The organism is Brevibacillus nigriterrae (genome assembly GCF_049846925.1).
Lineage (GTDB): Bacteria > Bacillota > Bacilli > Brevibacillales > Brevibacillaceae > Brevibacillus_H.
On record NZ_JBNCMT010000026.1, the window covers coordinates 12,310 to 34,537 of the forward strand.

The following is a 22,228-nucleotide window of genomic DNA, read 5'->3' on the forward strand; positions in this document are numbered from 1 at the left end:
TGTCCGAAGCACATTCCTCCCCGTCACTGAAGTGAGGGGGTATCCTGCACTATTTTTTCATGAATATTCACAAAAGGCACAATTATGTTGAATTATTTTGGCTAGAAGAAATCGTAGAAACAGGTTGGCTTTGCAGTGATCATACGATCCAGCTTTGTCACTTCCTGTTCATCGCCAGTCAGTTTGCCACTTTGATAGAGGAATGTTGCAGTTTGATAGCCTAGTAACAGTGCGGTCAGTGTCTGAATATCTGTAAAAACGCCTTGAGAAGATGTCACCTTCACACCCTCTTCTGTCATTGGTTCGAACTGCACACTATCTTTTGAGATCGTATAGGTTCCGTTATTCCAAGTGGCAACCTCATCTGTTACATACAGCAGGATGGATTCATTTTGTTCCCGCTTGAATGGATACTGCTTCAAGAATGCTTCCACATCAACAATCCTGGCCATGAAATACGCAACGATCTCCTGTTGAACCCTCGGATTATGTAAAAGAAATGGCAGTTGGTCATCCTGAGGCACGACCATCTTCACTTTATCTACCATCGAATCGTGCTGGCAGATAAAATTCCATAGCCCTCTAAGTGCCTCATGGTTGATTGTCACAATTTCTTCTACGTCTAGCAGTCGATCACTTACTTTGTAGAGGATATACCCCGCTGGCTCACCCGTTTGGTCATAGTAAACTGCTGTTACGATGCCTTTGGTGCAGACGTGATTGTTCCACCAGTATTCAGAACGTTTGAGCATTCCACTGTACCTGGTGAAATACGTCTCATAAACACGATTGAGTTCATCAAGTTTCTCTTTGTGATTGACACGTACTACTTTTCCTGACGAATGAGGAAGCTGGATGAGATCCTTTTTTTCGAAAGAATATTTCTTGTTCGAAAAAGCTAGTTCCCACCCAAAGCGACGATAAAAGTGAAAATCAAAGGGATGGAGGTAACTGATTACCTGTGATCTTTCCTTCATCATGCTAAGTGAGTGTTTCAACAGTCTGCCAACTGATCCTTTCCGCCGATGCTCTGGCCAGGTTGCAACTCCTGCCACTCCACCCATAGAAAAGGTTTTTTCACCGATGAATACCTGATGGTCGAGTAAATTTGTCTTAGAGATGAGCTCATCCCCTTCAAACTCCCCCCAGATTTCCTGTTGTCTCATCATTTCTTTGCGCCGTTCCTTGTCATCCTCGGGAATCACATATTGGAAGGCATATTGAGAAAGTGCCAAACTTTGGTCAAAGTCATGCTCAGTCAATTTTCTCAAGGTAGCTATCGTAGATCCCTCCCCCTATTTGTATTTTTGTCTATCTGTTAGAGGCTGATAGGTTATTGAATCAAGGATAATTTTACCACTTTTTTATTGATAATGAACCTGCCTAGACAGGCTATGGAACATGTATTTTTCTAATGAATATATTGGACTATTGCTATATGACTAAGGATAGGAGTGAAGTGAATGGGAATTAGACCACCTTCTGATCATACCTTTGATTATATTGTGATTGGTGCGGGAACTGCAGGTGGGGTTATCGCCAAAAAATTAACAGATGATAATAAAACGTCCGTGCTTGTCCTGGAAGCTGGAACCAATATGCCAAATAGAAGTGGTTCTATTGCAAGAGCAGACCAATTAGCAAACGATAATAAGTTGTCTTATATCGCTCTTTCCCAAATAGAGAATATGATTGGACGGCAGCTTAAATTATGGGGTGGAAGAGCCATTGGGGGAAGCTCTCAGCATAGCTTTATGACAGCAATACGCGGAAGTCGTAACCTGTATGATGAGTGGGCAAGACTCGCAGGAAAGCAATGGAGTTACGAGAGTGTTCGACCATTATTCAAATATAATGAAACCTACACAGGAAAGACACAAAACCCGAGCGAACGGGGAACAAATGGACCAATTTTTGTCAGACAACAAATCATTCCCAACGGAGGACTTATCTACACGTTGGTCAATGCAACATCAGAAGTTTTGGATATCCCGATTGTCGAAGACTATAATACGGGAATTGAAAATGCTACGTCTTACAAAGTGCAATTTACCCAACAACAACTTGGTCAAAAGTTCATTCGTTCATCTACGGCAACAGGATATTTAAACAGAAAAATAGTCACACAAGGAAATGAGTTTCACCCGGATGAGTTTGGGGTTGGACAACGAAAGCTGTCCATCTTCGCCAAAACAACAGTGAATAAAATTTTGTTTAAACAAAAAAAGTGGAAAAAGGTTGCCACAGGTGTTGAATATGTAAGGAATGGCGTGTCACAAAAAGCATATGCGCGAAAAGGAGTTATCCTTTCTGCTGGTATTTTCTCGTCGGTCATATTACAGCGATCCGGAATTGGCAGACCGTCTGACTTGGCTGCAGCAGGGATTTCAACCTTAGTAGATAGTCCAAATGTAGGTCACAATCTACAAACGCAATTTTATGTCGGGATGGGTGTAGAAGTAGAAACAACCCGACTGCTGCAGGTATTGGCTGCTGACCCTGATCAGCCAATCACGTTTGGTGCAATAAAAAAAGATAAAAAACCCGGTCGTCGCCTTCAATTATTTGGGTTTCCACTCCCCTCTTTTCTCCCCATCCAAGATGTGTTGGTTAATCATTGGCAATTTAATCCTGCAAAACCGAGCAATATTATGAGTGTGATCATTGCTGATCTTAACCCAAGAAGTAAAGGTACAGTTACGGTCGCACATAGCGATCCGGAAGCCTACCCTTCCATTCAATTTAATCCGTTAGCAAATCCAAATGACTTGAATTTCATAGTGGATCAATATATTAAATCTTTCAAAATTATGAAAAGGGCTTGGGAACTGGACCCAGACGGGAAATATAACGTAGTTTACCCTCCTGAAAGTATATTCAATCTCAGGAACGAAGAAGAAAAGCGGAACTTACTTGCTGATTATGCCAGGGCCACTTATTCAAACTTTGCCCATTACGGAGGTCAATGTAAAATGGCAAGAAGTATTCGAGAAGGAGTTGTCGATGGGTACCTGAATGTATTTGGTACCAAAAATTTAAAAGTCGCAGATCTTTCTATTGCACCTATTTTACCAGATGGCAATACATCCATCCCTGCTCAGATGATCGGTTTAAATGCCGTTCGATTCTTGAAAAGAGGATTATGATCATAAGCTATCATATACCGCTTTTGCCTAAATCGTTACAGTGAAATGGTTGGTGGGTGGTAAAAATCCTCAAAAAAATAACTCAAAAAAAAGTACTTTCTTATAACAAGTGGGAAAATTATACGCTTCTGAAAGACATGAAAAAGCTTGATCGTTTTTTACCAGAGACACAAAAATTATCTCATAAGACATTTTGGACCTTTCTTAAGAAATACGGAACCGTCATTTTGAAGCCTTTTAGCGGAAAACAAGGTAATGGCGTAATTCAAGTTACCTTACTGGATGAAGGTCTTTTTTTGATACAAAATGAGGACAGAAAATTTATTATGGGCGGCAGGAAAGCAACATTCAATCAACTGAAACTTATGACTTGTTCCCAAAACTATTTGGTACAACGCCGTATCGCATTGGCTGAAATTGAACAGAGGCCGATGGATGTTAGAGTCATGGTAAGAAGAAAAAACCAACTGCCTTGGAAAGTAACAGGAATGGTGGCGATAGTAGCTGAAGATGGCTATGTAGTTACAAACGTATCGAGAACGGTACTTCCAGTTGACCAGGCAATTGAACAATCACTAATGAAACCCGCTCCCACGCAAAAAATTGTTCAAAAGATATCAAACCTCTGTTTATTGGCAGCAAAACAGATAGGCGATTATTATCCTTCTCAGAACAAAATTGGCTTTGATATTGGCATTGATCATTACGCCAAGCTCTGGATTATTGAGGCGAACTTTAAACCAAGCATGCATCCCTTTGTGTTATTAAAAAACAAAAGGATGGATCAAACATAATTTGCTCTTGTGAATTCGGGAAATCTTGGCATTTGGGTGTTGCCAGATTTCCCGTTACAATTCTCCCCCTTCTCCCACTCATTCTATTGATCTGCTACAACCAAAACATCCAGATGCCTCGTCACTCGTAGCAATTGCTGAACAACTGAGCCTTTGTAGACTTCATCCCAACGGGTTCTGGCCGAATGCCCGATAATTACTTGGGTGGCTTTCTTTTGATTCATTTGTTTCGCCAGTTCCAAAAAGATTTGCCTTCTGCCAGAAGCTTCATACATATCGAACGTTCCACCCAATCTTTCTGTTAACGCCTTTGCTTTTGCCAACTGTTGCTCTTCTTCTACCGTTAACCGTTCATGATCCTTTACATACACAGCGTACCAGGAAGCTTTTAAGCGATACGAAATACGAAATCCTCGTCGGATCAGCCTTTCACTGTCCTGCCCTAGATTGACGCAAACAAAAATCACTTCTTCCTGACGCCAGGGTCCTCGCAACGTGCGATTTCGCTCCCATGCTTCCAGTCGTTCATCAACATCGTCCGCTATTTCACGGAGGGCTAGCTCACGTAAAGCAATCAAGTTTGGGGTTTTGAAAAAGTTGTTCAGAGATTGTTCTACTTTATCCATTCGGTAAATATTGCCTTCCCTCATGCGGGTACGCAGCGCTTTGGGAGAAATATCGATCAGCTCGACCTCATCAGCTTCATGGATCACATAATCCGGCACTGTCTCTCTCACCCGAACACCCGTTATTTGCTCGACGGAGTCGTTGAGACTCTCCAAATGCTGAATATTCATCGTGGAAATAACCGAAATTCCCGCATCAAGTATTTCTTTTACATCCTCGTACCGTTTCTGATTTTTACTGCCAGGAACATTGGTGTGTGCCAACTCGTCAATGAGTACAACTTCTGGATTTCTTGCGATAATGCGGTTCGTATCCATCTCTTCTAATGTGACATTTTTGTAATTTATTCGTTGACGAGAGATGATTTCAACCTCACCAATTTGTTCTTCCGTTTCCTTCCGTCCATGGGTCTCCAATAAACCAATTACGACATCAATTCCTTTTTTCTTCAATAAATTCGCTTCACGCAACATCGTATAGGTCTTGCCTACTCCCGGTGCAGCCCCGATGTAGACTTTGATTGACCCTTTTCTGATTTTACTGATTTGTTGCTCCTGCTCCACTTTCGACAAACGGCGAAATGGATTCGATATTTCTTTTCGCCGTTGTCTGGTGGGCAACACCCTCTCGCCATCTCGCTCCGAACGGTCTGCCACGATGAAAACATCAACGTTTTTTGTTTGACGAAGAATCTTCTGGACAATGGAGCCGTACCATATTTCCTCCCAGCGAGTGCGTTTCGTCTGTCCCATGATAATGCGAGTTACATTGTTTTCGGTGGCGTATTTGACGATTTCCTTGGCAATCTCTTTCATAGACATTAAGGGCTGTTCTTCAAATTGTCCTCCTACTTTTTCTACCAGCTTGCTGATTGAACGTTTAAAAGCAGCTTCTTCCTTGCCTAGTGATTTGTTTGGGGATTGAAAGGAAACAACAAGCAATTCACTGCCAAGTCTTCTGGCGATTTGTTGCCCCCTGCGCACAAGCAAGGAACCATTCCAATGATAGGTAACGAGTACGAGTACAACCTCCGCTGCTCCAGATGGGCCAACTAGCCCGTGCTTCTCCCGGTAGTCATCGAGATCGTCGTTTACTCCTCCTGCGACAAATCGTAACGCCAGCTCTCGCAAAACAGCGAGATTGTGTCGTTGAAACAATTTATCCCGACCTCGTTTTTCTTCATTGGATTTGTCAATCATCCCTTCTTGCAAACGCTTGAGTATGGCTTCTGGTGTCACATCCAGCAATTTCATCTCGTCAGCCATTTCGAGCGTATCCTCTGGGACACATACATCCACTTTTACTTCTGTCCCAATCAGTTTTTCCGCCAATTCTTTCATGCCTGACAGTTCATATATGTTTACCGTCGTTATGACACTGATGTTGTTATTCAGCAAATATTTCACATCATCATATCGGGTAGGACGTGGTGCACCGAGACGATTGCGATGGGCGAGTGCGTCAACTAATACCACCTCTGGATCACGTGCGAGAATTGCTGCTACATCCAGGTCTTGCTGCTTCTCGCCGTTGGATTGCCACTCAATCACAGGAATTTCTTCCAAATCCCCCTTTTGTTCCAATGTAGACTGGCGATCTGTTGCGCGCACACCGATCACGACATCGATGGCTTTCTTTTTAAGTGTTTGCCCCTCCAACAGCAGATTGTATGTCTTGCCGGAACCACTGACCGCTCCCAGAATAATTTTGAGGCGACCTCGATGCATTTTCGAAATAGAAGCTAAAATCTCTTCCGGCGTTTTTCGTCGGAACTGTTCTGCCACGCGTATCACCTTCTTTTCTCAAACCCACTCATTTACTTCAACTGGTCCAGTGCCAGATTTAACTTCAAGACGTTCACACGAGGATCACCGAACAGGCCAATGTCTGGTCCCTCAGTGGTTGCCTCAACAAGTGCGTTGATCTTGGCAGCATCGATTCCTCTGGCAGCGGCAATGCGAGGCACCTGGATTTTGGCAGCCTCAGGCGAAATATGCGGATCAAGACCCGAGCCGGAGTTTGTCAACAAATCAGCCGGGATGTCCTCTCGCTTCACACCAGGATTAGCAGCAAGGAACGCTTCGATATCCTTTTGCGTACGCTCGATCATTGCTGCATTGGACGGAGCATAGTTTCCGGAACCGGAACTGGCTGCATTATATTCTATAGAAGAAATACGACCGCTAAAATATTTCGGGTCCGTGAATGTTTGACCAATCAGTGTGGAGCCAACTATGATGCCTTGCGAATCTGTGATCAGACTGCCATTCGCTTTCGCTGGCATGAGAACCTGGGCAATACCAGTCATAGCAAGCGGATAGGCAAGGCCGCACAGCAGCAAGAGCACAAGACTGATACGTATACTTTTTATCATCAGAATTCACCTTTGCTTTCTAAGCATAAATTTATTTAAACAAGGTTTACAAGTTCAAGCGCCATGTCAATCACCTTGATCCCAATGAACGGGACAATTACTCCGCCAAGTCCGTAGATGAAGAGATTCCTTGAGAGCAGCTTCGTTGCACTCATCGGTTTGTATTTGACACCCTTCATTGCCAGTGGAATCAAGGCAGGGATGATGATGGCGTTAAAGATCAGAGCAGAGAGGATGGCACTTTGTGGAGTTGCCAGATTCATGATGTTGAGTGCTTCCATTTGCGGGATCGCCAGCATAAACATCGCTGGAATAATCGCAAAGTACTTCGCCACGTCGTTTGCAATCGAAAACGTTGTTAAAGCTCCACGTGTCATCAATAACTGTTTGCCGATGGCTACTACTTCAATAATTTTTGTCGGATCAGAATCAAGGTCAACCATGTTGGCCGCTTCTTTCGCTGCAATCGTACCGCTGTTCATTGCCAAGCCAACGTCTGCCTGAGCCAGAGCAGGAGCGTCATTTGTCCCGTCACCTGTCATTGCTACCAGCTTACCTTCTGATTGTTCCTTGCGAATCAGCGCAATTTTGTCTTCCGGTTTGGCTTCCGCTACGAAATCATCTACACCTGCTTCTCTGGCGATCGTTGCTGCCGTAAGCGGATTATCCCCTGTACACATAACGGTACGGATACCCATTTTGCGTAATTCCTCGAAGCGCTCCTTCATTCCGGGTTTCACCGTATCTTTTAGATAGATCAACCCAAGAAGCTGCTTACCTAGTGCGACCGCCAATGGAGTACCACCTTCTCTGGCAATCGTATCCGATTTTTCATCCAAATCAGCCGGAATGATGCCTCCCCGATCTGTTACATACTGCTTGATCGAATCTACCGCACCTTTACGAATTTCTGTACCGTCCGCCAGATTGGTTCCGCTCATGCGAGTTTCTGCTTTGAACTCAACGCCCTCCGAACCCACCAATTCCAAATCCTTTTGGGCTACTCCCTGCTTTTTGGCGAGTTCAATAATGGACCTTCCCTCAGGAGTTTCATCATAGATCGAGCTTTGTGCTGCTACTTTATTTAAGAGTTCCTGGGACACACGGTTTACTGGCGCGAATACTGCTGCCATCCGGTTCCCGTGAGTGATCGTTCCGGTTTTGTCGAGAATAATAGTATTGATATCCCCCGAAGCCTCTACAGCTTTCCCCGACATGGCAATTACATTAAACTGAGTTACTCGGTCCATCCCGGCGATGCCGATTGCGGAGAGAAGTCCTCCAATTGTTGTTGGAATCAAACAAACCAAGAGAGCTATTAGCGTTGCTACGGGAACGGACGCATTTACGTAACCAGCAATCGGTGGTAGAGTCGCACACACGATCAGGAAGATCAGCGTCAGAGAAACCAACAGTGTGTTTAGTGCAATTTCATTTGGTGTTTTTTGACGTTTGGCTCCTTCTACGAGATTGATCATGCGATCCAGAAAAGATTCACCGGGATCAGCCGTAATGCGAATTTTGATTGTATCACTGATGACGCGGGTACCACCTGTGACGGAACTGAAGTCACCACCCGCTTCTTTAATGACGGGAGCAGACTCCCCGGTTATTGCCGATTCATCGACTGAAGCAACCCCTGCGATGATTTCCCCGTCACCAGGAATTAATTCATTGGCTTCAACGATCACAATATTTCCTTTGCGTAAATCAGTCGAATTGACAAGCTTTACTGAACCATCTTTTTGCAAAATCCGTGCTTTTGTATCCTGTTTTGTTTTCTTCAAACTTGCTGCTTGCGCTTTCCCTCTGCCTTCCGCCAACGCTTCCGCAAAATTGGCAAACAGGATCGTGACAAACAGGATCAAGCTAACAATGCCGTTGTAAAATACGGAGGATTCCCCGCCGAATATCGTTGGAAAAAACGTCAGCAGCAGTGTCACGACAAACCCGATCTCTACTACGAACATCACGGGGTTCTTCGCCATCAGGCGTGGATTCATTTTTTTGAACGATTCAATAAACGCCTGTTTATATATATCATTTTGACTCTCAGCTTTTACTGGTGCAGTCATTTGTATTTCTCCTTTATCTCAATATTTAACGAATAGACAGCCATTCTGCGATCGGACCCAAAGCAATAACGGGGAAGAACGTCAATGCCCCAACAATCAGAACAGTAGCGAGCAGAATGACCATGAATACACTGTTGTCTGTTCGGAAAGTGCCCAATGTCTCAGGTACTGGAGTTTTCGCCAAAAGTGAACCAGCAACTGCCAACAAGGCAATAATCGAGAGGTAACGCCCAAAGAGCATGACCAGTCCTGTTGAAATGTTCCAAAACGGTGTGTTGTCACCCAAACCTTCAAACCCGGAACCGTTGTTGGCTGCAGATGATGTGAATTCGTAAACCACCTGTGTAATTCCATGGAAGCCCGGATTTGAAATCGCTGCTGTCCCCATCTCTGTAGCCAGTGCAATCGCTGAAGGCAACAGGATGATCAACGGATGCACGAGAATCGTAATGGCGATCAGCTTCATTTCCTTGCCCTCAATCTTGCGTCCGAGGAATTCAGGTGTGCGTCCAACCATCAAACCAGCCAGAAATACGGCGAGAATGGCGTACATCAGGATATTCATCGTTCCAACCCCGTCTCCACCGAAAACGCAGTTAAGCATCATTTGAGCCAGTGGTACTAGACCTCCCAATGGCGTCAAGGTATCATGCATGTTGTTCACCGTACCGGTAGTAGCAGCCGTTGTAACTGCAGTAAACAAGGCACTTTGGGCAATTCCAAATCTGACTTCTTTTCCTTCCATACTGCCCATCTCTTGTGACAAGCCTGTCTGGGCTAACGCTGGATTTCCGTTCAGCTCGTTGAAGTAGGCAAGCCCGAGGAAACCGAGGAACATCAAGCCCATTGCTGCAAAAATGATGAAGCCTTGTTTGCGGCTTTGAGCCATGAATCCAAATGCAAAAGGCAAGGCAGTCGGAATCAGGAACATCGAGATGATTTCAAGAATATTTGTGAACCCATTGGGATTTTCAAACGGATGAGCCGAGTTTACTCCAAAATGTCCGCCACCATTGGTTCCTATATGTTTAATTGATTCAAGCGCAGCGACGGGACCTCGTGCGATTTGCTGCTCTGCTCCTTGCAAAGTTGTCGCAACGGCAGTTGGTTGAAGGGTTTGCGGCACCCCTTGCGATACGAGAAGCAGCCCCACGATAACAGAAAGCGGAAGCAGAATACGAGTGTGAGCTCGCACCAGGTCTACATAAAAGTTCCCCAAGCTTCTCTGTCCCGTCACACCACGCATAAAAGCAATGGCTGCAACAAGCCCCGTAGCAGGTGTCGTAAACATGAGATACATAATGACAACCATTTGAGACAAGTAAGATAATCCTGTCTCCCCACTGTAATGTTGAAGGTTGGTATTGGTTAAAAAGCTTGTAGCCGTATTGAATGACAGGAATTGTTCCATTGCGGTGATTCCATTTGGATTAAACGGTAAAATCCCTTGCAAACGAAGAAGAAGGTAAGCAAGCAATCCCATGACCAGGTTTACCAGCAGCAGTGCTTTGGCATATTCCTTCCAGGTCATATCTTTTGCCTGAATACCAGACAATGCATAAATTCCTTTCTCGAAACCGCCAAACATTCGGTCCAGACCAGTTGTCTCAAGTGAAAAAGCTCGAACAATATAACGCCCCATTGGTATGGCAAACAGAATGACCAGACCTAAAACGACGGCTATTTGAATAAAGTCCACAATATTTCCTCCTCACAGTCAATAAACTGCGTCCTTAGTACTTTTCCGGGTATAGTAAAGCGTGACCAAGATACAAGGCTACCCCAATTACCAGAATCAGCAAGATGATCATCTGTCTTTACCTCCCTGTTCACTGATTACTTTGTCAAAAAAAACAATCGTGCCGTAAAACAGCAGAAATGATAACAAAATTAACCCAATCGATATGAAATCCACTGCAAATCCTCCTTTGTTCCCCACCTACGCGGTGTTTTTTGTGTAAAAAAATAGACCAATGCCTACTCTTACCCCGAATTGAAGCAACGCAGATGAGAACCCTGGCCGGAAGAAGCTGTCTTCCTACTAAGGCAATCCATTACGTTGGTTCAACTGTCGGAGAAAAAGCACTCATTGGTCTACCTAACGCCCAGCCAGCACGATGTGCCCTCTTTGCGTTCCGTCTCCCTGTACTAGTTCCAGGATCAGTTGTTATTCTTTTCACCCAAACAAAACGGTCATGACCGTTTTGTTGCCCGCAAGCGGTCTTATCGACTTTTATGAAAAACGTCTAGACGTTTTTCACGAAAAAAAGACCTACAAATTCAGCTCGAAAAGGGACATCTTGCCACGAAAACTGCAGCAAAAAAAGACCTTCTCGATTCAGGCGGTCTTGTGACCTCCTTCGCTTTAGCCGACGAAGTTAGCTGACGGGTAGGATGGCGAAAGAGCTTTCTCATCCTTCTCACACAATTGTGCAAGATTAACCCCAAAAGATTGGTTCCTCCGTTCCCGAGTGCCCCGGGACTAGGCCGATTTGCAATTATCGTTTGACGCTTATTATACGTCTGGTTTTTCTGCTTGTTAATGGTCGTTTTTGTCAAATTTCTGCCAAATCGCTCTATTTTTTGCGAATGAAAGCGGATGAATCTCCTGATTTCTTAGTCTTGCTAGTTTGTTCTCTCGATTTCTCCTTTTTTTATTTCTTTAAAAAGACCATCTTTACAAGCTCCATTTATCGGAGTAATATACATAACGCAACGATAATTTCATATCATTCTTAGATCGCTTAGTCTTCAAAGTGAAGAGCGGGGGAACCAAATTGGACTTTTTTAGTCCCAGGGGTGAATCTCAGATACTGAGTAGGGCGACTCTCACGTCCGAATCCGTCAGCTAACCTCGTAAGCGTGTAGAGAGGAGGATCCTTTCCACAGACACCTTTTTTAGTAGGTGTGTTTCGTGTTGCCTGCAAAGCCACGAGAAGAGATCTCTCTTCTTTGTGGCTTTTTTCTTGATGTTTTACTGAAGTACATGCCAGTTGTTCACTAAATGGAGGGAAGCATGAACAAACAATCGGCCAAAAAGAAATTGGAAGCTGATTTAAGTGAAGCCTTTATCAAATTTCAACGTGATCTGATTGGACGAGGACCACAGGAAGCCAAAACCTATATCGTAGGTGATATGGTGATCTTGCGCTTCAAGGGTGTACTGACCGTTGAAGAAAAGCATCTGGTTACCAATGAAACAGGAAGAAAGCTCGTTAAAAAAATGCGCCAGGTATTACGTGAAATGTACAGCCAGCAATTCGAAGGGATCGTGGAACAATTCACCGGGTGCAAAGTTCTCTCGAGTCATAGTGACATCAGCACCAAAATGGGAGAACGAATTGAAGTGTTTATTATGGATAAAGATGTAGAGCGATTATTTCACTCATAGAAACTGTTGGAGGGAGCCAACTTGCTATTAAATATTCATAGCCAGATAAAAGAAGCCGTGGGGAAACAAGTTGTCGTCAATACAAAAAAATCAGAGAAATTCGTTGGCACGATCATCTGGGCAAGCCCTGATTTCACGATGGCGGAGTTAAAGATGAAAGACGGTCATATTAAACTGATAACAGACATTACGATTAAACAGATCAGTATAACGCAGTAAGCAAGCCCGCTCTTCCAGGCAAAAGCACATATATCCTTCTCTATTGACAAAAATATTCCAGAGAGGGGTATATGGCATGCCTGCGAAGAGACTTTTTGTTTTGTCGACGCTTATGCATAACCCTTGTTTTCGTTTTCCAGCTGAAGAAGCTTACCCTTCATTTCCAAACCGCCCCGATAGCCAGTGAGTGCGCCGTTTTTGCCAATCACCCGATGACATGGTATGGTGATTAATACCGGATTCGCTCCGATTGCCGCCCCAACTGCACGAACGGATGATGGTTTTTGAATCATTTCTGCAATGTCTGTATATGACTTGGTTTGTCCATAAGGAATTTCGCACAGTGCTTTCCAGACAACAACTTGAAACGGTGTGCCCCGATAATCAAACGGGATCGTAAATTCCTTGCGTTTTCCTTGAAAATACTCATTTAGTTCTGTCACATAGGGTTGTAATGTGGCATCATCCTGAACAATCTGGCTCCCCGAGAAACGGGAGGCTACCCAATCTATCAATTCTTCCAATGGTTGATTCGGAGACCCTACATAACAAAGCCCACTTGACGTTGCAGCAATGTACATATTCCAATTTTCATGGTTCAACAATGTCCAGTATATTTGCGCTATCATCAGATCGAACCTCCACTTATTTTTTTCCAGTATACCTCTGTTCATCTTGATCTGTACTCATTTGCGAATGGAAAAGCAAGATAGCGAAACTGCAAACTGTTTTCCAAGTGGACGAATTAAAAGTCTTACGTTACTTTTTAGTTAAGAGATATTGATCTTTCAAAATGATGAAGGAGGTTTCTTTTCCATGTTAAAAATCGGATCACATGTATCATTCTCTGGAAAAGGGCTGTTGAATGCGGCTGAAGAAGCTGCCAGCTACGGCTCGACAACTTTCATGATATATACGGGTGCCCCGCAAAATACACGGCGTAAACCAATCGAAGATCAATTCGTGAATGAAGGCAAAGCTGTGATGGACAAGCACGGAATGAGCGAAATCGTCGTACATGCTCCCTATATCGTTAATTTGGGCTCCTACAAAGAAGAAACGTATGAGATTGCCGTTCGCTTTCTGCAAGAAGAAATTCGGCGAACAGACTACCTCGGTGTGAAAAATATCGTGCTGCACCCTGGTGCCTTCACTGACAAAGATGCTGAATTCGGAGTGGCCCGTATTGCAGAAGGGCTGAACGAGGTTTTGGATGGCGTCAAAGATACGAATGTCAATATCGCCCTGGAGACAATGGCTGGCAAAGGAACAGAAATCGGCCGCAGCTTCGAGGAAATCGCAGCGATAATGGAAAAAGTGAAAGACAATAGCAGGCTTCGTGTTTGTATGGATACCTGCCATATACATGATGCAGGCTATGATATCGTCAATGATTTTGACGGTGTGATCGATCAGTTTGACAGGATCATTGGTCTCGATCGCCTCACCGTTGTCCACCTCAATGACAGCAAGAGTTTCTGTGGCACTCACAAGGACCGCCATTCACCAATCGGTGCCGGGCTGATCGGTTTCGATGCAATGAAATATATTGTGCACCACGAAAAAATTCGCCACTTGCCGCTTGTTCTGGAAACACCGTGGATCGGAAAAGAGAAAGGCAAGGAGCGTCCTATGTACGAGGTTGAAATTGCCTTGCTGCGAGGGAATGTAGAAAGCCGTTTCGGTCAGGATTTCCTGAACCACGTAGAGCTGTTAGAGTCGTTCTTTCACAAACAAGAGATCGACCGACGGGAGTTTGTCGTTAACACGTGGCATCTGCTCAAAAACGACCCGAAAGCAAAAAAAGCAGACGCTCGGGAACCACTGGAGCGCCTGTACGATTTGGTTAAAAAAGCCGGGCTATTCGAAGAGCAGAGCGAGGAAGAGATCAATCACCGTCTCATTGCCTGGCTGGCAGGCAAGCACTAAAATACACTAGCTCTACTGGTCAATGACCTTGTGCCGTTTATTTGAAGAATGTCAAATGAAGCGGTACAAGGTCATTCTATCATTTCGCTGCAAATGAAAAATAAATCAGCTTTGATTCCTATCGATTGGCCAACTACTAGCCCTTCATTAGAGGTGTTCCTGCCATTTTTAGCCAATTAGACTAGATAGGAAATCTATCAAGGTCAGGAGTTGTTGAATTTGACGGCACAGAATGGGATCAAGGCCTTACGATTAGAGATGAACATCAACGAAAATCTATTTGTGGTTCATGCAGCATTGCTGTGGGATGAGAACGAAGTCGTCCTCGTAGATACTGGTATCCCTGGGCAATTAGATTTAATCCGCACGGTACTCGAACAGGAATCTATCCCTTTCGAGAAAATAACCAAAATTATCATTACCCACCAAGACCGGGATCACATTGGCAGTTTACCGGACATCATCGCGGCCTCGGAAGGCAAGATTCATGTACTTGCTCATGAAGTTGCCGTACCCTACCTTGCCGGAGAAATCCCATTAATTAAAAGTGGTGCAATCGCTCCTTATGTCAAAGTCAATCAGGCTCTTCAGGACGGAGATATCCTCCCTTACTGTGGTGGCATTCAGGTCATTTATACGCCGGGTCACTCACCAGACCATATATCCTTGTACCATCTGCCAAGCAAGACACTAATTTCAGGAGATGCCCTGACTTCACAAGATGGCGAACTCCAGTCATTTGATCCCAACTTTACGCCTGACAAAGCCACGGCATACCAATCAGTTGCCAAACTGCTAGATTTGGAGATTGATACGGTCATTACCTATCACGGGGGCGTTTGTACAGAGAACATTAAAGAACGGCTCGAGGATATCGTAAAAAAAGGCTGATCATTTCAGCCGTCTATATTGAATATGTCAAAGGGTCGCCCTGTTCTTGCAAACAAGGCAACCCTTTCTACTTTTTTTAGGCCTGAGCAGTTAACGGATGCTTGAAATACGCTGGCAGCTTCGTAACAGCTTCCCCTTTTACAAACAGAATTTCACTTCCCGTTTGTTTTTGAAGGTGCGGTAGATCGAGGTCTGGGGTAAAGTGAAATACTATTTCGCTCGTTCCCTCTGGTGCTATTTTGCCCAGCACTCGGTCCCACTCTACTTCTTTGCAACTGATCACGTCAAACAGGTCGAGTTGCTTCTCATCCTGTTTGTAGAGAACAATCACATCCTCTTGTTCGAGATAGTAGATATCTTGACTGAAAACATAAATGGAATAAAACATCAGCAATTCAGCCGTATTGATCGCCCCAAACACTCGGGAAACCGGAATTCTTCGAGCAGCAAACTCATAGATAAAACGTATATCTTCGCTATTACCTCCATCCAGCTTTCTGCTAGATCCGCTACGACTCCCGCTTCCTGCAAAGTCTAGTGAATACTGACACTCATTTACTCGCTGAAAGCCAAACTTCGGATAAAACTCCACAACACTCTGATTCGCAAACAAATACATCAGATCGTATGTACCTTCATATTCTTCCAATACCCGATTCATCAAGCTTCTTGAAAGCCCCTGGTTCCGATAATCCGGATGAGTCATCACAGTTCCGATTTGCAGCGCCCTTATCATCTCATCTTGAATGATGAGGTCAATCTTATTTACAGACACGTTTGCGATTATAGAGTCACCATCTGCGTAGGAAAAAGGAACATACTTATCTGTCCAAAACCCGTTTTGGCACCATGTTTCAAAATTGATCCCAAAGGTACTTTGAGCCAGTTGATTAAAGCTTTGACGATACCCCTCATTATTGTGAAACCCTTTGATAAACTGGAACTTCTCCTGCATCTTGCTCCGTCCCCCTTTACATGTCCCCTTGTTTACGGCACTCAGGTTTGATCCCTTAACTGCATTAGAAGGAGTATACTCGCTAGCAACTCTACATGTAAACAAAATTTCCCACCTAGAATCATTCAAAGAGCCAAATACAAAAGAGGCAATCCGTACTATAAACGGACTGCCTCTTTCAACTGTTCTGTTATAGACTATTTCTTTTGCTGAGCACTTTTTCTTTGACAGCCTATTCTGCCACTAGCCACTCAATATCCTTTGTTTTCAACTCGTCCACCCAGTCCTTCGGAGCGGATACATCGCTGATGATGATGTCAATCTCCTTGAGATCGGCAATTTTGTATAGATGACTGGTTCCTAGTTTGGAATGGTCGGTTAATACGATACTTTGGCTGGCATGCTCAATGAACTTCCTAGCCAGCAGAGCCCGTTCTTCGTCAAAGCTGGTAATTCCTTTATTCAGCAACATTCCGTCAATGGAGATGAATGCCTTGTCCACATTGAAGCTCTCCATCATTTGCATTGCCACGGAACCGACAACCCGATAGTGCTTCGACTGAACCTTACCTCCAATGAAAAAAACTTCTGTGTCAAGCAGTCCCTTGTTGATGCTATCGACGAGCAAGGTAAGTCCGGTAACTGAATTGGTGAGAATCGTCAGGTTCTTTTTGCTGCCGAGGAAATGAATCATTTGGAGTGACGTCGTTCCGTCATCAATAAGGATGATATCTCCATTTTGCACTTGCGTAGCGGCCATTCGACCGATGTGTTTTTTTTCCTCCGCCCTGAGAATCTCCCGTGTATACAGCGACGGTTCCTCCCGGTCAAGATTGATTTTCACCGCTCCACCGTAAACACGCTTGCACTTGTTCTCATACTCCAACTCTTCGAGATAGCGTCTGATCGTCTCGGACGACACTTGCAGTTTTTCCACCAGATCGTTGGTTCGCACTTTTCCTGCTGAATAGAGCAGCTCCAAAATGTAAGTTTTACGCTCTTCGCCGATTAATGACACGAAGCAACCACTCCTCTTTTACTCCATCGGCTTGATATCTTCATGGACAAAGATATTTCTCTTTGCCAATTCCTGAAAAATAACGGTCGGTTCAAAAGCTTCTTCGGGTGTAATCACTCCGGTTGCTTTACTGTTTCCTTTGGCGATTTGCACGGCGGCAATTGCCATTGGAATGCCTACATTTCGGGTGTAAGCACGTAATTGTTCCCAATCTGGTACAGAACCGTCGGAAGCAGGATGAGTATGGGTCAGGGTATGCATCATCTTGCGACCATCCTTACTACCCGTAACCTCTACGTGTAGTGAGTATCCATACAGTTCCGTTTCTTTTCCTTCTTTCGAATTATAGAGATATTGGGCGATACAATCAAGAATCCCAACTTCTGCACCATTTACCACGATTTTGTCATTTCGCAGGAAGCCCCAATCGTAAAGGGCCCGAACGAGCTGCATGTTTTTCTGCGGCCAGGTCCCTCGAACCTCGATCAGCTTGACATTCTTGTGGGCCAATGCCTTGGCGAGCGTGCGAGTTTCTGCATGGGGAATAATGTATTGGACTGTATCACCGTATGGTTCCGGCAATTGAATGTCACGCGGTCTCGCAAACGGAGGCACCTGTACGAACTCTCCATTTTCATAGACGACCCGGCCTGGAAGCTCTGGATCATATTCATAGGTAGTTGTTTCCGTGATCGATTTGGAAAAGGCAATCGGGCGAAAAGCGCCGTGACTGACACGAATCGTATCCACTTCATCCAGTTGATTGGCTGCATGCATTGCCATCATTTGGGTGACACCAGGGGTCATTCCAAAGCCAGGTACGCAGGTCTTCCCATTTTTTCTGAATACTTCATGGGAGTCATCCTCGTCACCAAAGCCGTTCAAATTCACACCGTGACAGCCAGCTTCCGCAATGCAAGCTGTGGAAAGTCCGTTTAATGTAATCGTTGTCCCATCCATTACAATGTCATAGCCTTTCATCTGTTCCACTGTGGCATCATGGTCCATAACGTTCACCTTCACGAAGTCCACACGAGGGTCATTTATGGATTTGACCAGTCTTTGCCCCTCTTCTTCATTAAAATCACCGATCGTAATCGTGTCGAAGTCAGAGTGCAAAACAAGATCAAGTACTGCCTCCCGACAAATGTTTCCTGCTCCGCCCAAACAAAAGATCTTCATCTGTTCTTACCCCTTTGCTGAAATGGTTACTCTCTGTTCAATCGCCTGCACCAATCGCTCCATATCCTCTGGTTGTACCTCGCCGATGTTGCCAATCCGGAACGTATCAGCAGAAGTAATTTTGCCAGGATAGATGACAAAACCAGCCTTCTTCAAGCTCTCATAGAATTCCTTAAAAGAGAATGACCCGTCTTCAGGATAATGAAAGGACGTGATGATCGGTGACTGGCAATCATCCCCCAGCAGTGGAGTGAAGCCGTTTCTTTTCATCCCCTCTGTCAGCACTCGTTGATTCGTCTCGTACCGTTTTTGTCTTGCACGAATGCCACCTTCCGCCTCCAGCTCAAGTAGTGCCTGATAAAATGCCTTGACCACATGAGTTGGAGAGGTGAAACGCCACTTCCCGCCTTGTTCTTCCATTGTCTTCCATTGGTCATACAAATCCAGTGATAGTGAGCGTGCCTGTCCCATACATTTCTCCAGTTCCTCACGTCTTGCAATAATAAAGCCGAAGCCAGGAACACCCTGAATGCACTTGTTGGCACTGCTAATCAGAAAATCAATCTGCCATTCTGCTATATCAAAGGCAATTCCGCCAAAACTGCTCATCGCATCTACGATAAACACCTTTCCATATTGCTTGACTACCCGTCCGATTTCAGCTATCGGATTCAGCATACCTGTCGTCGTTTCACAGTGAACCACTGCCACATGAGTAATTGCCAAATCTTGCTGGAGTACCTCATCTAGCTGTTTGACGTCTACTTTCCCCACTTCCCCGCAGTCAAGTACGACTGTCTCGATTCCATTTATCACGGCCATTTGCACCATTCGATTGCCATATGCTCCGTTTGTAATGACCGCCAGTTTTCCATCTTTCGGTACTACAGTTCCTATCACCGACTCGACTGCGAACGTTCCGCTTCCCTGCATCAAAACAGTCGTATAGGCATCCTGCTCTCTTGTCGCCAATGTGACCAGCTTTTCACGGATCGATTGAACCAATTGATTGTAATCCTTGTCCCACGTGCACCAGTCTCGGAGCATCGCCTCTTTGACGGTTGCGGAGGTTGTTAGTGGTCCAGGTGTTAAGAGCAAGTACGGTTTTTCAGGCGCATACGGAGCAACAGGACGTTCTCCATTTTCCAGTCGCTTGCCAATCTGCTCCAGTATCACAGGCAGTTCGCTAATACTCTCTAGTACGTAGTGAGCACCTTCTGCCTTAAACACACGACGCACCTCTTCCATTCGTGAATGAAGTGCTTCAGGAGTGAGTGATTCCACTTCCTGCTGGGAGAGACCTAACTGACTCCCTCCCTTGATCACACCTACCGACCAAACACCTGCCTGAACACCCTCTTGTATATCGCTCACCGTATCCCCAACCTTGACAATCTCGTGTAGGGAGACCATTCCCAGATTGATCGCATTTTGATAAATCATCCAGGGATACGGGCGCCCTGCAGGAACTTCACTCGGTGTCACCAGTGAATCGGGAGCATAGCCACGCTTTTTGGCTTCTTCGGCAACGATAGTCATCATCTCTCGGGTATACCCTGTCGTGGAGCCAATGCGTATTCCGTCTGCCCTGAGCCTGTCCACCATTTCCGTCACACCTGAAATCGGTTCTGAATAATCTCGCAGCACACTGAACATCAACGGTTCGAAATCCGCATAAAGCGTATCTACATCCGCCTCATCCGGTTCCTTGCCGTATGTTTCCTGCCATAATCGGGATACTCTCTTCATCCGCAGAATCGCCTGTATATGATCCCGCTTCAATAAGCCCATTGGCGCTCTTGCCTCTTCATGGGTTATTTCAATGCCACGTTTTCGAAACACTTCCAAAAAAACTGCAAGCGGAGCAAAGCATCCGTAATCAATGGTTGTTCCCGCCCAGTCAAAGATGACTGCCTTGATCATGATGTTTCTCACCTTTCTCTTTTTAAGTTGATGGTTTTTGCCAGACTTCCAGGCGTTTGCGAACGACACGGGTAGACAGCTCAAACAAGCCACGTACTGTCAGATTGATCGCTACAATCAGAATGGACATTGCTGCTGCAGGAGCGATATCTCCTGCGTCATCCATGTTCACGATGGCCACGGAAGCCAGCTTCAGATCAGGCGCATAGAGAAACACTACCGCCGAGATCGTAACCATAGAATTGATAAAGTAATAGACTGCTATTTCCAAAATGGCCGGAAGCGACATCGGTACCGTCACCCGAAAAAAGGTCTTGTACAGCGGAACTCCCAGCGACTGAGAGACCATCTCCACTTCCTTGTCAAGTCTTTTCAGTGCACTGGTTGCGGTGATAAAAGAAACAGAAAAGAAGTGTACAATATTGGCCAGAACGAGAATCCAGATGGTTCCGTACAGGATGTTCAAGGGATTGCCAGGCTTGTTGAAAAAGAAGACGTAGGATAGCCCGATCACCAATCCGGGCAAGGCTAGCGGCAGAATCGAAAGGAAATAGGCAATCTGTCGCATGCCTTTCATAACATTCATTTTTTCAATCAGATAGGCACTGACAAATGTAACTACCGTGCCGATGACCGCCGTGATCAAGGCGACAAGGATACTGTTGACCAAAGGTTCGGTTCCGTCTCCCGCTACTTGGGAGAAATCGAAATGGTTCAGGGTCAAAGTCAGATCATACGGCCATACCTTGACCAGTGCCGCAAACAGAACGGAGCCAATCAGGAACAGAATGGCAAGTGATATTCCTGAGCAGAAAACAAAATAGAAGAGATCCCTTCCCCGACTTGGGGTGATTTGATAGGGCTTTGATTTTGCCGTTATCGTTGAGCTTTGCTTTCGTTCAATCAGCCGATCCACAATGAATGCCAGAATCGCCGGAATGGTTAACAGTAAACCAACCACAGCTCCCATCGTCATGTTTTGCTGACCGATCACCTGTTTATAAATGTCGGTAGCCAGCACATTGAATTGTCCTCCCACCACCTTGGGCGCTCCAAAATCCGTGAAGCTCAGGGTGAAGCAAACAAATAATGCACTGATTAAACCGTATTTGACATTGGGAATCGTAACCGTCAAAAATGTGCGAAGTCTGCTTGCCCCCAGAACTTTTGCCGCTTCGTACAGATTGTAATCCGCCATCATAAACGAAACAGCCAGTATCAGGTACGCTTGGGGAAAGGTATAGATCACCTCCGCCATAATGATACCGATTGGACCATACAGCTCGATGGTGAAGCCCGATGGCAACAGTCCAAACAATCCGGTGGTTACCATTCCTTGGTTGCCAAACAAGTAGGTGAGCGCAATACCATGCATCATGGTTGGGGCAAACAAAGGCAAAAGCGCCACTTGCTGAAAAAAAGTTTTCCCCTTGATCATCGTCCGTTTCATCGCATAGGCAAAAAGAAAAGCAAGTGAAACAGAAATAAGAGTTGTCGTAAATGAGACAAATAGCGTGTTGAAAATCGACTCCGATAATGCAGGCGTAGAGAAATACTGAATGAAATGGGTGATCCCGGCAAACCGGCCGTCCTGATCCTCGAACGCTTTTCTAAACAGGAGGATCAGAGGCAAAAGGACGCTTGCAGCCAGTGAAGCGATAATTCCAACTAACAGAATTCTAGTTAACATCATGTGTGTAGCTC

The 22,228-nt window shown here is 45.0% G+C and carries 18 protein-coding genes, 1 pseudogene and 2 riboswitches; of the genes and pseudogenes, 6 read left to right on the top strand and 13 right to left on the bottom strand.

The features are described from left to right. Positions 1-101 precede the first annotated feature (101 nt). A complete protein-coding gene (locus ACPW7N_RS18310; RefSeq protein WP_425652552.1) occupies positions 102-1,271 on the bottom strand; it encodes a GNAT family N-acetyltransferase in 1,170 nt (389 codons plus the stop codon). A gap of 192 nt (positions 1,272-1,463) precedes the next feature. Between ACPW7N_RS18310 and ACPW7N_RS18315 the strand changes: the two genes are divergently transcribed. After that, positions 1,464-3,146, top strand: coding sequence for a GMC family oxidoreductase (locus ACPW7N_RS18315; RefSeq protein WP_425652553.1), 1,683 nt, complete (start codon positions 1,464-1,466; stop codon positions 3,144-3,146). Positions 3,147-3,202: 56 nt separating this feature from the next. Beyond that, positions 3,203-3,940, top strand: a complete 738-nt coding sequence (locus tag ACPW7N_RS18320; RefSeq protein ID WP_425652554.1) for a YheC/YheD family protein — start codon at positions 3,203-3,205, stop codon at positions 3,938-3,940. Positions 3,941-4,023: 83 nt separating this feature from the next. Here the strand turns inward: ACPW7N_RS18320 and ACPW7N_RS18325 are convergent, their stop codons facing one another. Genes ACPW7N_RS18325 through ACPW7N_RS18345 form a run of 5 tightly spaced genes read right to left on the bottom strand, consistent with a single transcriptional unit; the run spans position 4,024 to position 10,827 of the window. Beyond that, positions 4,024-6,351, bottom strand: coding sequence for a universal stress protein (locus ACPW7N_RS18325; protein WP_425652555.1), 2,328 nt, complete (start codon positions 6,349-6,351; stop codon positions 4,024-4,026). Positions 6,352-6,383: 32 nt separating this feature from the next. Further along, positions 6,384-6,941 carry a potassium-transporting ATPase subunit KdpC gene (gene kdpC, locus ACPW7N_RS18330; RefSeq protein WP_425652556.1) on the bottom strand — a complete coding sequence of 186 codons (558 nt, stop codon included), beginning with the start codon at positions 6,939-6,941 and terminating at the stop codon, positions 6,384-6,386. Positions 6,942-6,976: 35 nt separating this feature from the next. Further along, positions 6,977-9,016, bottom strand: a complete 2,040-nt coding sequence (kdpB, locus tag ACPW7N_RS18335) for a potassium-transporting ATPase subunit KdpB (RefSeq protein ID WP_425652557.1) — start codon at positions 9,014-9,016, stop codon at positions 6,977-6,979. Between the two features lie 25 nt (positions 9,017-9,041). After that, complete coding sequence (gene kdpA, locus ACPW7N_RS18340) at positions 9,042-10,715, bottom strand: potassium-transporting ATPase subunit KdpA (protein WP_425652558.1); 1,674 nt, start codon at positions 10,713-10,715, stop codon at positions 9,042-9,044. Between the two features lie 34 nt (positions 10,716-10,749). Continuing rightward, entirely contained in the window at positions 10,750-10,827 is a 78-nt protein-coding gene (locus ACPW7N_RS18345; protein WP_425652600.1) for a potassium-transporting ATPase subunit F, read from the bottom strand. 541 nt (positions 10,828-11,368) lie between these two features. Further along, positions 11,369-11,515, bottom strand: a riboswitch (cyclic di-AMP (ydaO/yuaA leader). Positions 11,516-11,747: 232 nt separating this feature from the next. Further along, a riboswitch (cyclic di-AMP (ydaO/yuaA leader) is annotated at positions 11,748-11,893 on the top strand. A 139-nt stretch (positions 11,894-12,032) separates the two neighbouring features. Here ACPW7N_RS18345 and ACPW7N_RS18350 point away from each other — a divergent pair. Together ACPW7N_RS18350 and ACPW7N_RS18355 are read left to right on the top strand one after the other, a co-directional pair. After that, positions 12,033-12,407 (top strand): Na-translocating system protein MpsC family protein, encoded by a 375-nt coding sequence (locus ACPW7N_RS18350; protein WP_425652559.1) that lies wholly within the window; start codon positions 12,033-12,035, stop codon positions 12,405-12,407. Between the two features lie 21 nt (positions 12,408-12,428). After that, a complete protein-coding gene (locus ACPW7N_RS18355) occupies positions 12,429-12,626 on the top strand; it encodes a hypothetical protein (protein ID WP_425652560.1) in 198 nt (65 codons plus the stop codon). 110 nt (positions 12,627-12,736) lie between these two features. Here the strand turns inward: ACPW7N_RS18355 and ACPW7N_RS18360 are convergent, their stop codons facing one another. After that, a complete protein-coding gene (locus ACPW7N_RS18360) occupies positions 12,737-13,255 on the bottom strand; it encodes a methylated-DNA--[protein]-cysteine S-methyltransferase (RefSeq protein WP_425652561.1) in 519 nt (172 codons plus the stop codon). A 187-nt stretch (positions 13,256-13,442) separates the two neighbouring features. Here ACPW7N_RS18360 and ACPW7N_RS18365 point away from each other — a divergent pair, with 187 nt between their 5' ends. Next, positions 13,443-14,555, top strand: coding sequence for a deoxyribonuclease IV (locus ACPW7N_RS18365; RefSeq protein ID WP_425652562.1), 1,113 nt, complete (start codon positions 13,443-13,445; stop codon positions 14,553-14,555). Between the two features lie 219 nt (positions 14,556-14,774). Continuing rightward, a complete protein-coding gene (locus tag ACPW7N_RS18370; protein ID WP_425652563.1) occupies positions 14,775-15,446 on the top strand; it encodes an MBL fold metallo-hydrolase in 672 nt (223 codons plus the stop codon). A gap of 76 nt (positions 15,447-15,522) precedes the next feature. Here ACPW7N_RS18370 and ACPW7N_RS18375 read toward each other — a convergent pair whose 3' ends face one another. From ACPW7N_RS18375 to ACPW7N_RS18400, 6 genes and pseudogenes are all read right to left on the bottom strand, one after another. Further along, positions 15,523-16,401, bottom strand: coding sequence for a GNAT family N-acetyltransferase (locus ACPW7N_RS18375; RefSeq protein ID WP_425652564.1), 879 nt, complete (start codon positions 16,399-16,401; stop codon positions 15,523-15,525). Positions 16,402-16,633: 232 nt separating this feature from the next. Beyond that, positions 16,634-17,419, bottom strand: a complete 786-nt coding sequence (locus ACPW7N_RS18380; protein WP_425652565.1) for a DeoR/GlpR family DNA-binding transcription regulator — start codon at positions 17,417-17,419, stop codon at positions 16,634-16,636. Between the two features lie 18 nt (positions 17,420-17,437). Continuing rightward, positions 17,438-18,601: a saccharopine dehydrogenase family protein gene (locus tag ACPW7N_RS18385; RefSeq protein ID WP_425652566.1), complete on the bottom strand. Its 1,164-nt coding sequence runs from the start codon at positions 18,599-18,601 to the stop codon at positions 17,438-17,440. 6 nt (positions 18,602-18,607) lie between these two features. Next, positions 18,608-19,750 (bottom strand): 2-aminoethylphosphonate--pyruvate transaminase, encoded by a 1,143-nt coding sequence (gene phnW, locus ACPW7N_RS18390; RefSeq protein ID WP_425652601.1) that lies wholly within the window; start codon positions 19,748-19,750, stop codon positions 18,608-18,610. Continuing rightward, a pseudogene (gene phnX, locus ACPW7N_RS18395) lies at positions 19,745-20,524 on the bottom strand (phosphonoacetaldehyde hydrolase); the annotation flags it as partial. The gene phnW and the pseudogene phnX, both read right to left, overlap by 6 nt. 22 nt (positions 20,525-20,546) lie before the next feature. Then, positions 20,547-22,217, bottom strand: a complete 1,671-nt coding sequence (locus ACPW7N_RS18400) for a putative 2-aminoethylphosphonate ABC transporter permease subunit (protein ID WP_425652567.1) — start codon at positions 22,215-22,217, stop codon at positions 20,547-20,549. Positions 22,218-22,228: the final 11 nt, after the last annotated feature.

Coding starts and splice junctions, on each gene's coding strand:
- kdpC (WP_425652556.1), bottom strand. CDS start 6,941: ATGATAAAAAGTATACGTATCAGTCTTGTGCTCTTGCTGCTGTGCGGC.
- ACPW7N_RS18400 (WP_425652567.1), bottom strand. CDS start 22,217: ATGATGTTAACTAGAATTCTGTTAGTTGGAATTATCGCTTCACTGGCT.
- ACPW7N_RS18385 (WP_425652566.1), bottom strand. CDS start 18,601: ATGAAGATCTTTTGTTTGGGCGGAGCAGGAAACATTTGTCGGGAGGCA.
- ACPW7N_RS18365 (WP_425652562.1), top strand. CDS start 13,443: ATGTTAAAAATCGGATCACATGTATCATTCTCTGGAAAAGGGCTGTTG.
- ACPW7N_RS18345 (WP_425652600.1), bottom strand. CDS start 10,827: ATGATCATCTTGCTGATTCTGGTAATTGGGGTAGCCTTGTATCTTGGT.
- ACPW7N_RS18375 (WP_425652564.1), bottom strand. CDS start 16,401: ATGCAGGAGAAGTTCCAGTTTATCAAAGGGTTTCACAATAATGAGGGG.
- ACPW7N_RS18350 (WP_425652559.1), top strand. CDS start 12,033: ATGAACAAACAATCGGCCAAAAAGAAATTGGAAGCTGATTTAAGTGAA.
- kdpB (WP_425652557.1), bottom strand. CDS start 9,016: ATGACTGCACCAGTAAAAGCTGAGAGTCAAAATGATATATATAAACAG.
- ACPW7N_RS18315 (WP_425652553.1), top strand. CDS start 1,464: ATGGGAATTAGACCACCTTCTGATCATACCTTTGATTATATTGTGATT.
- ACPW7N_RS18360 (WP_425652561.1), bottom strand. CDS start 13,255: ATGATAGCGCAAATATACTGGACATTGTTGAACCATGAAAATTGGAAT.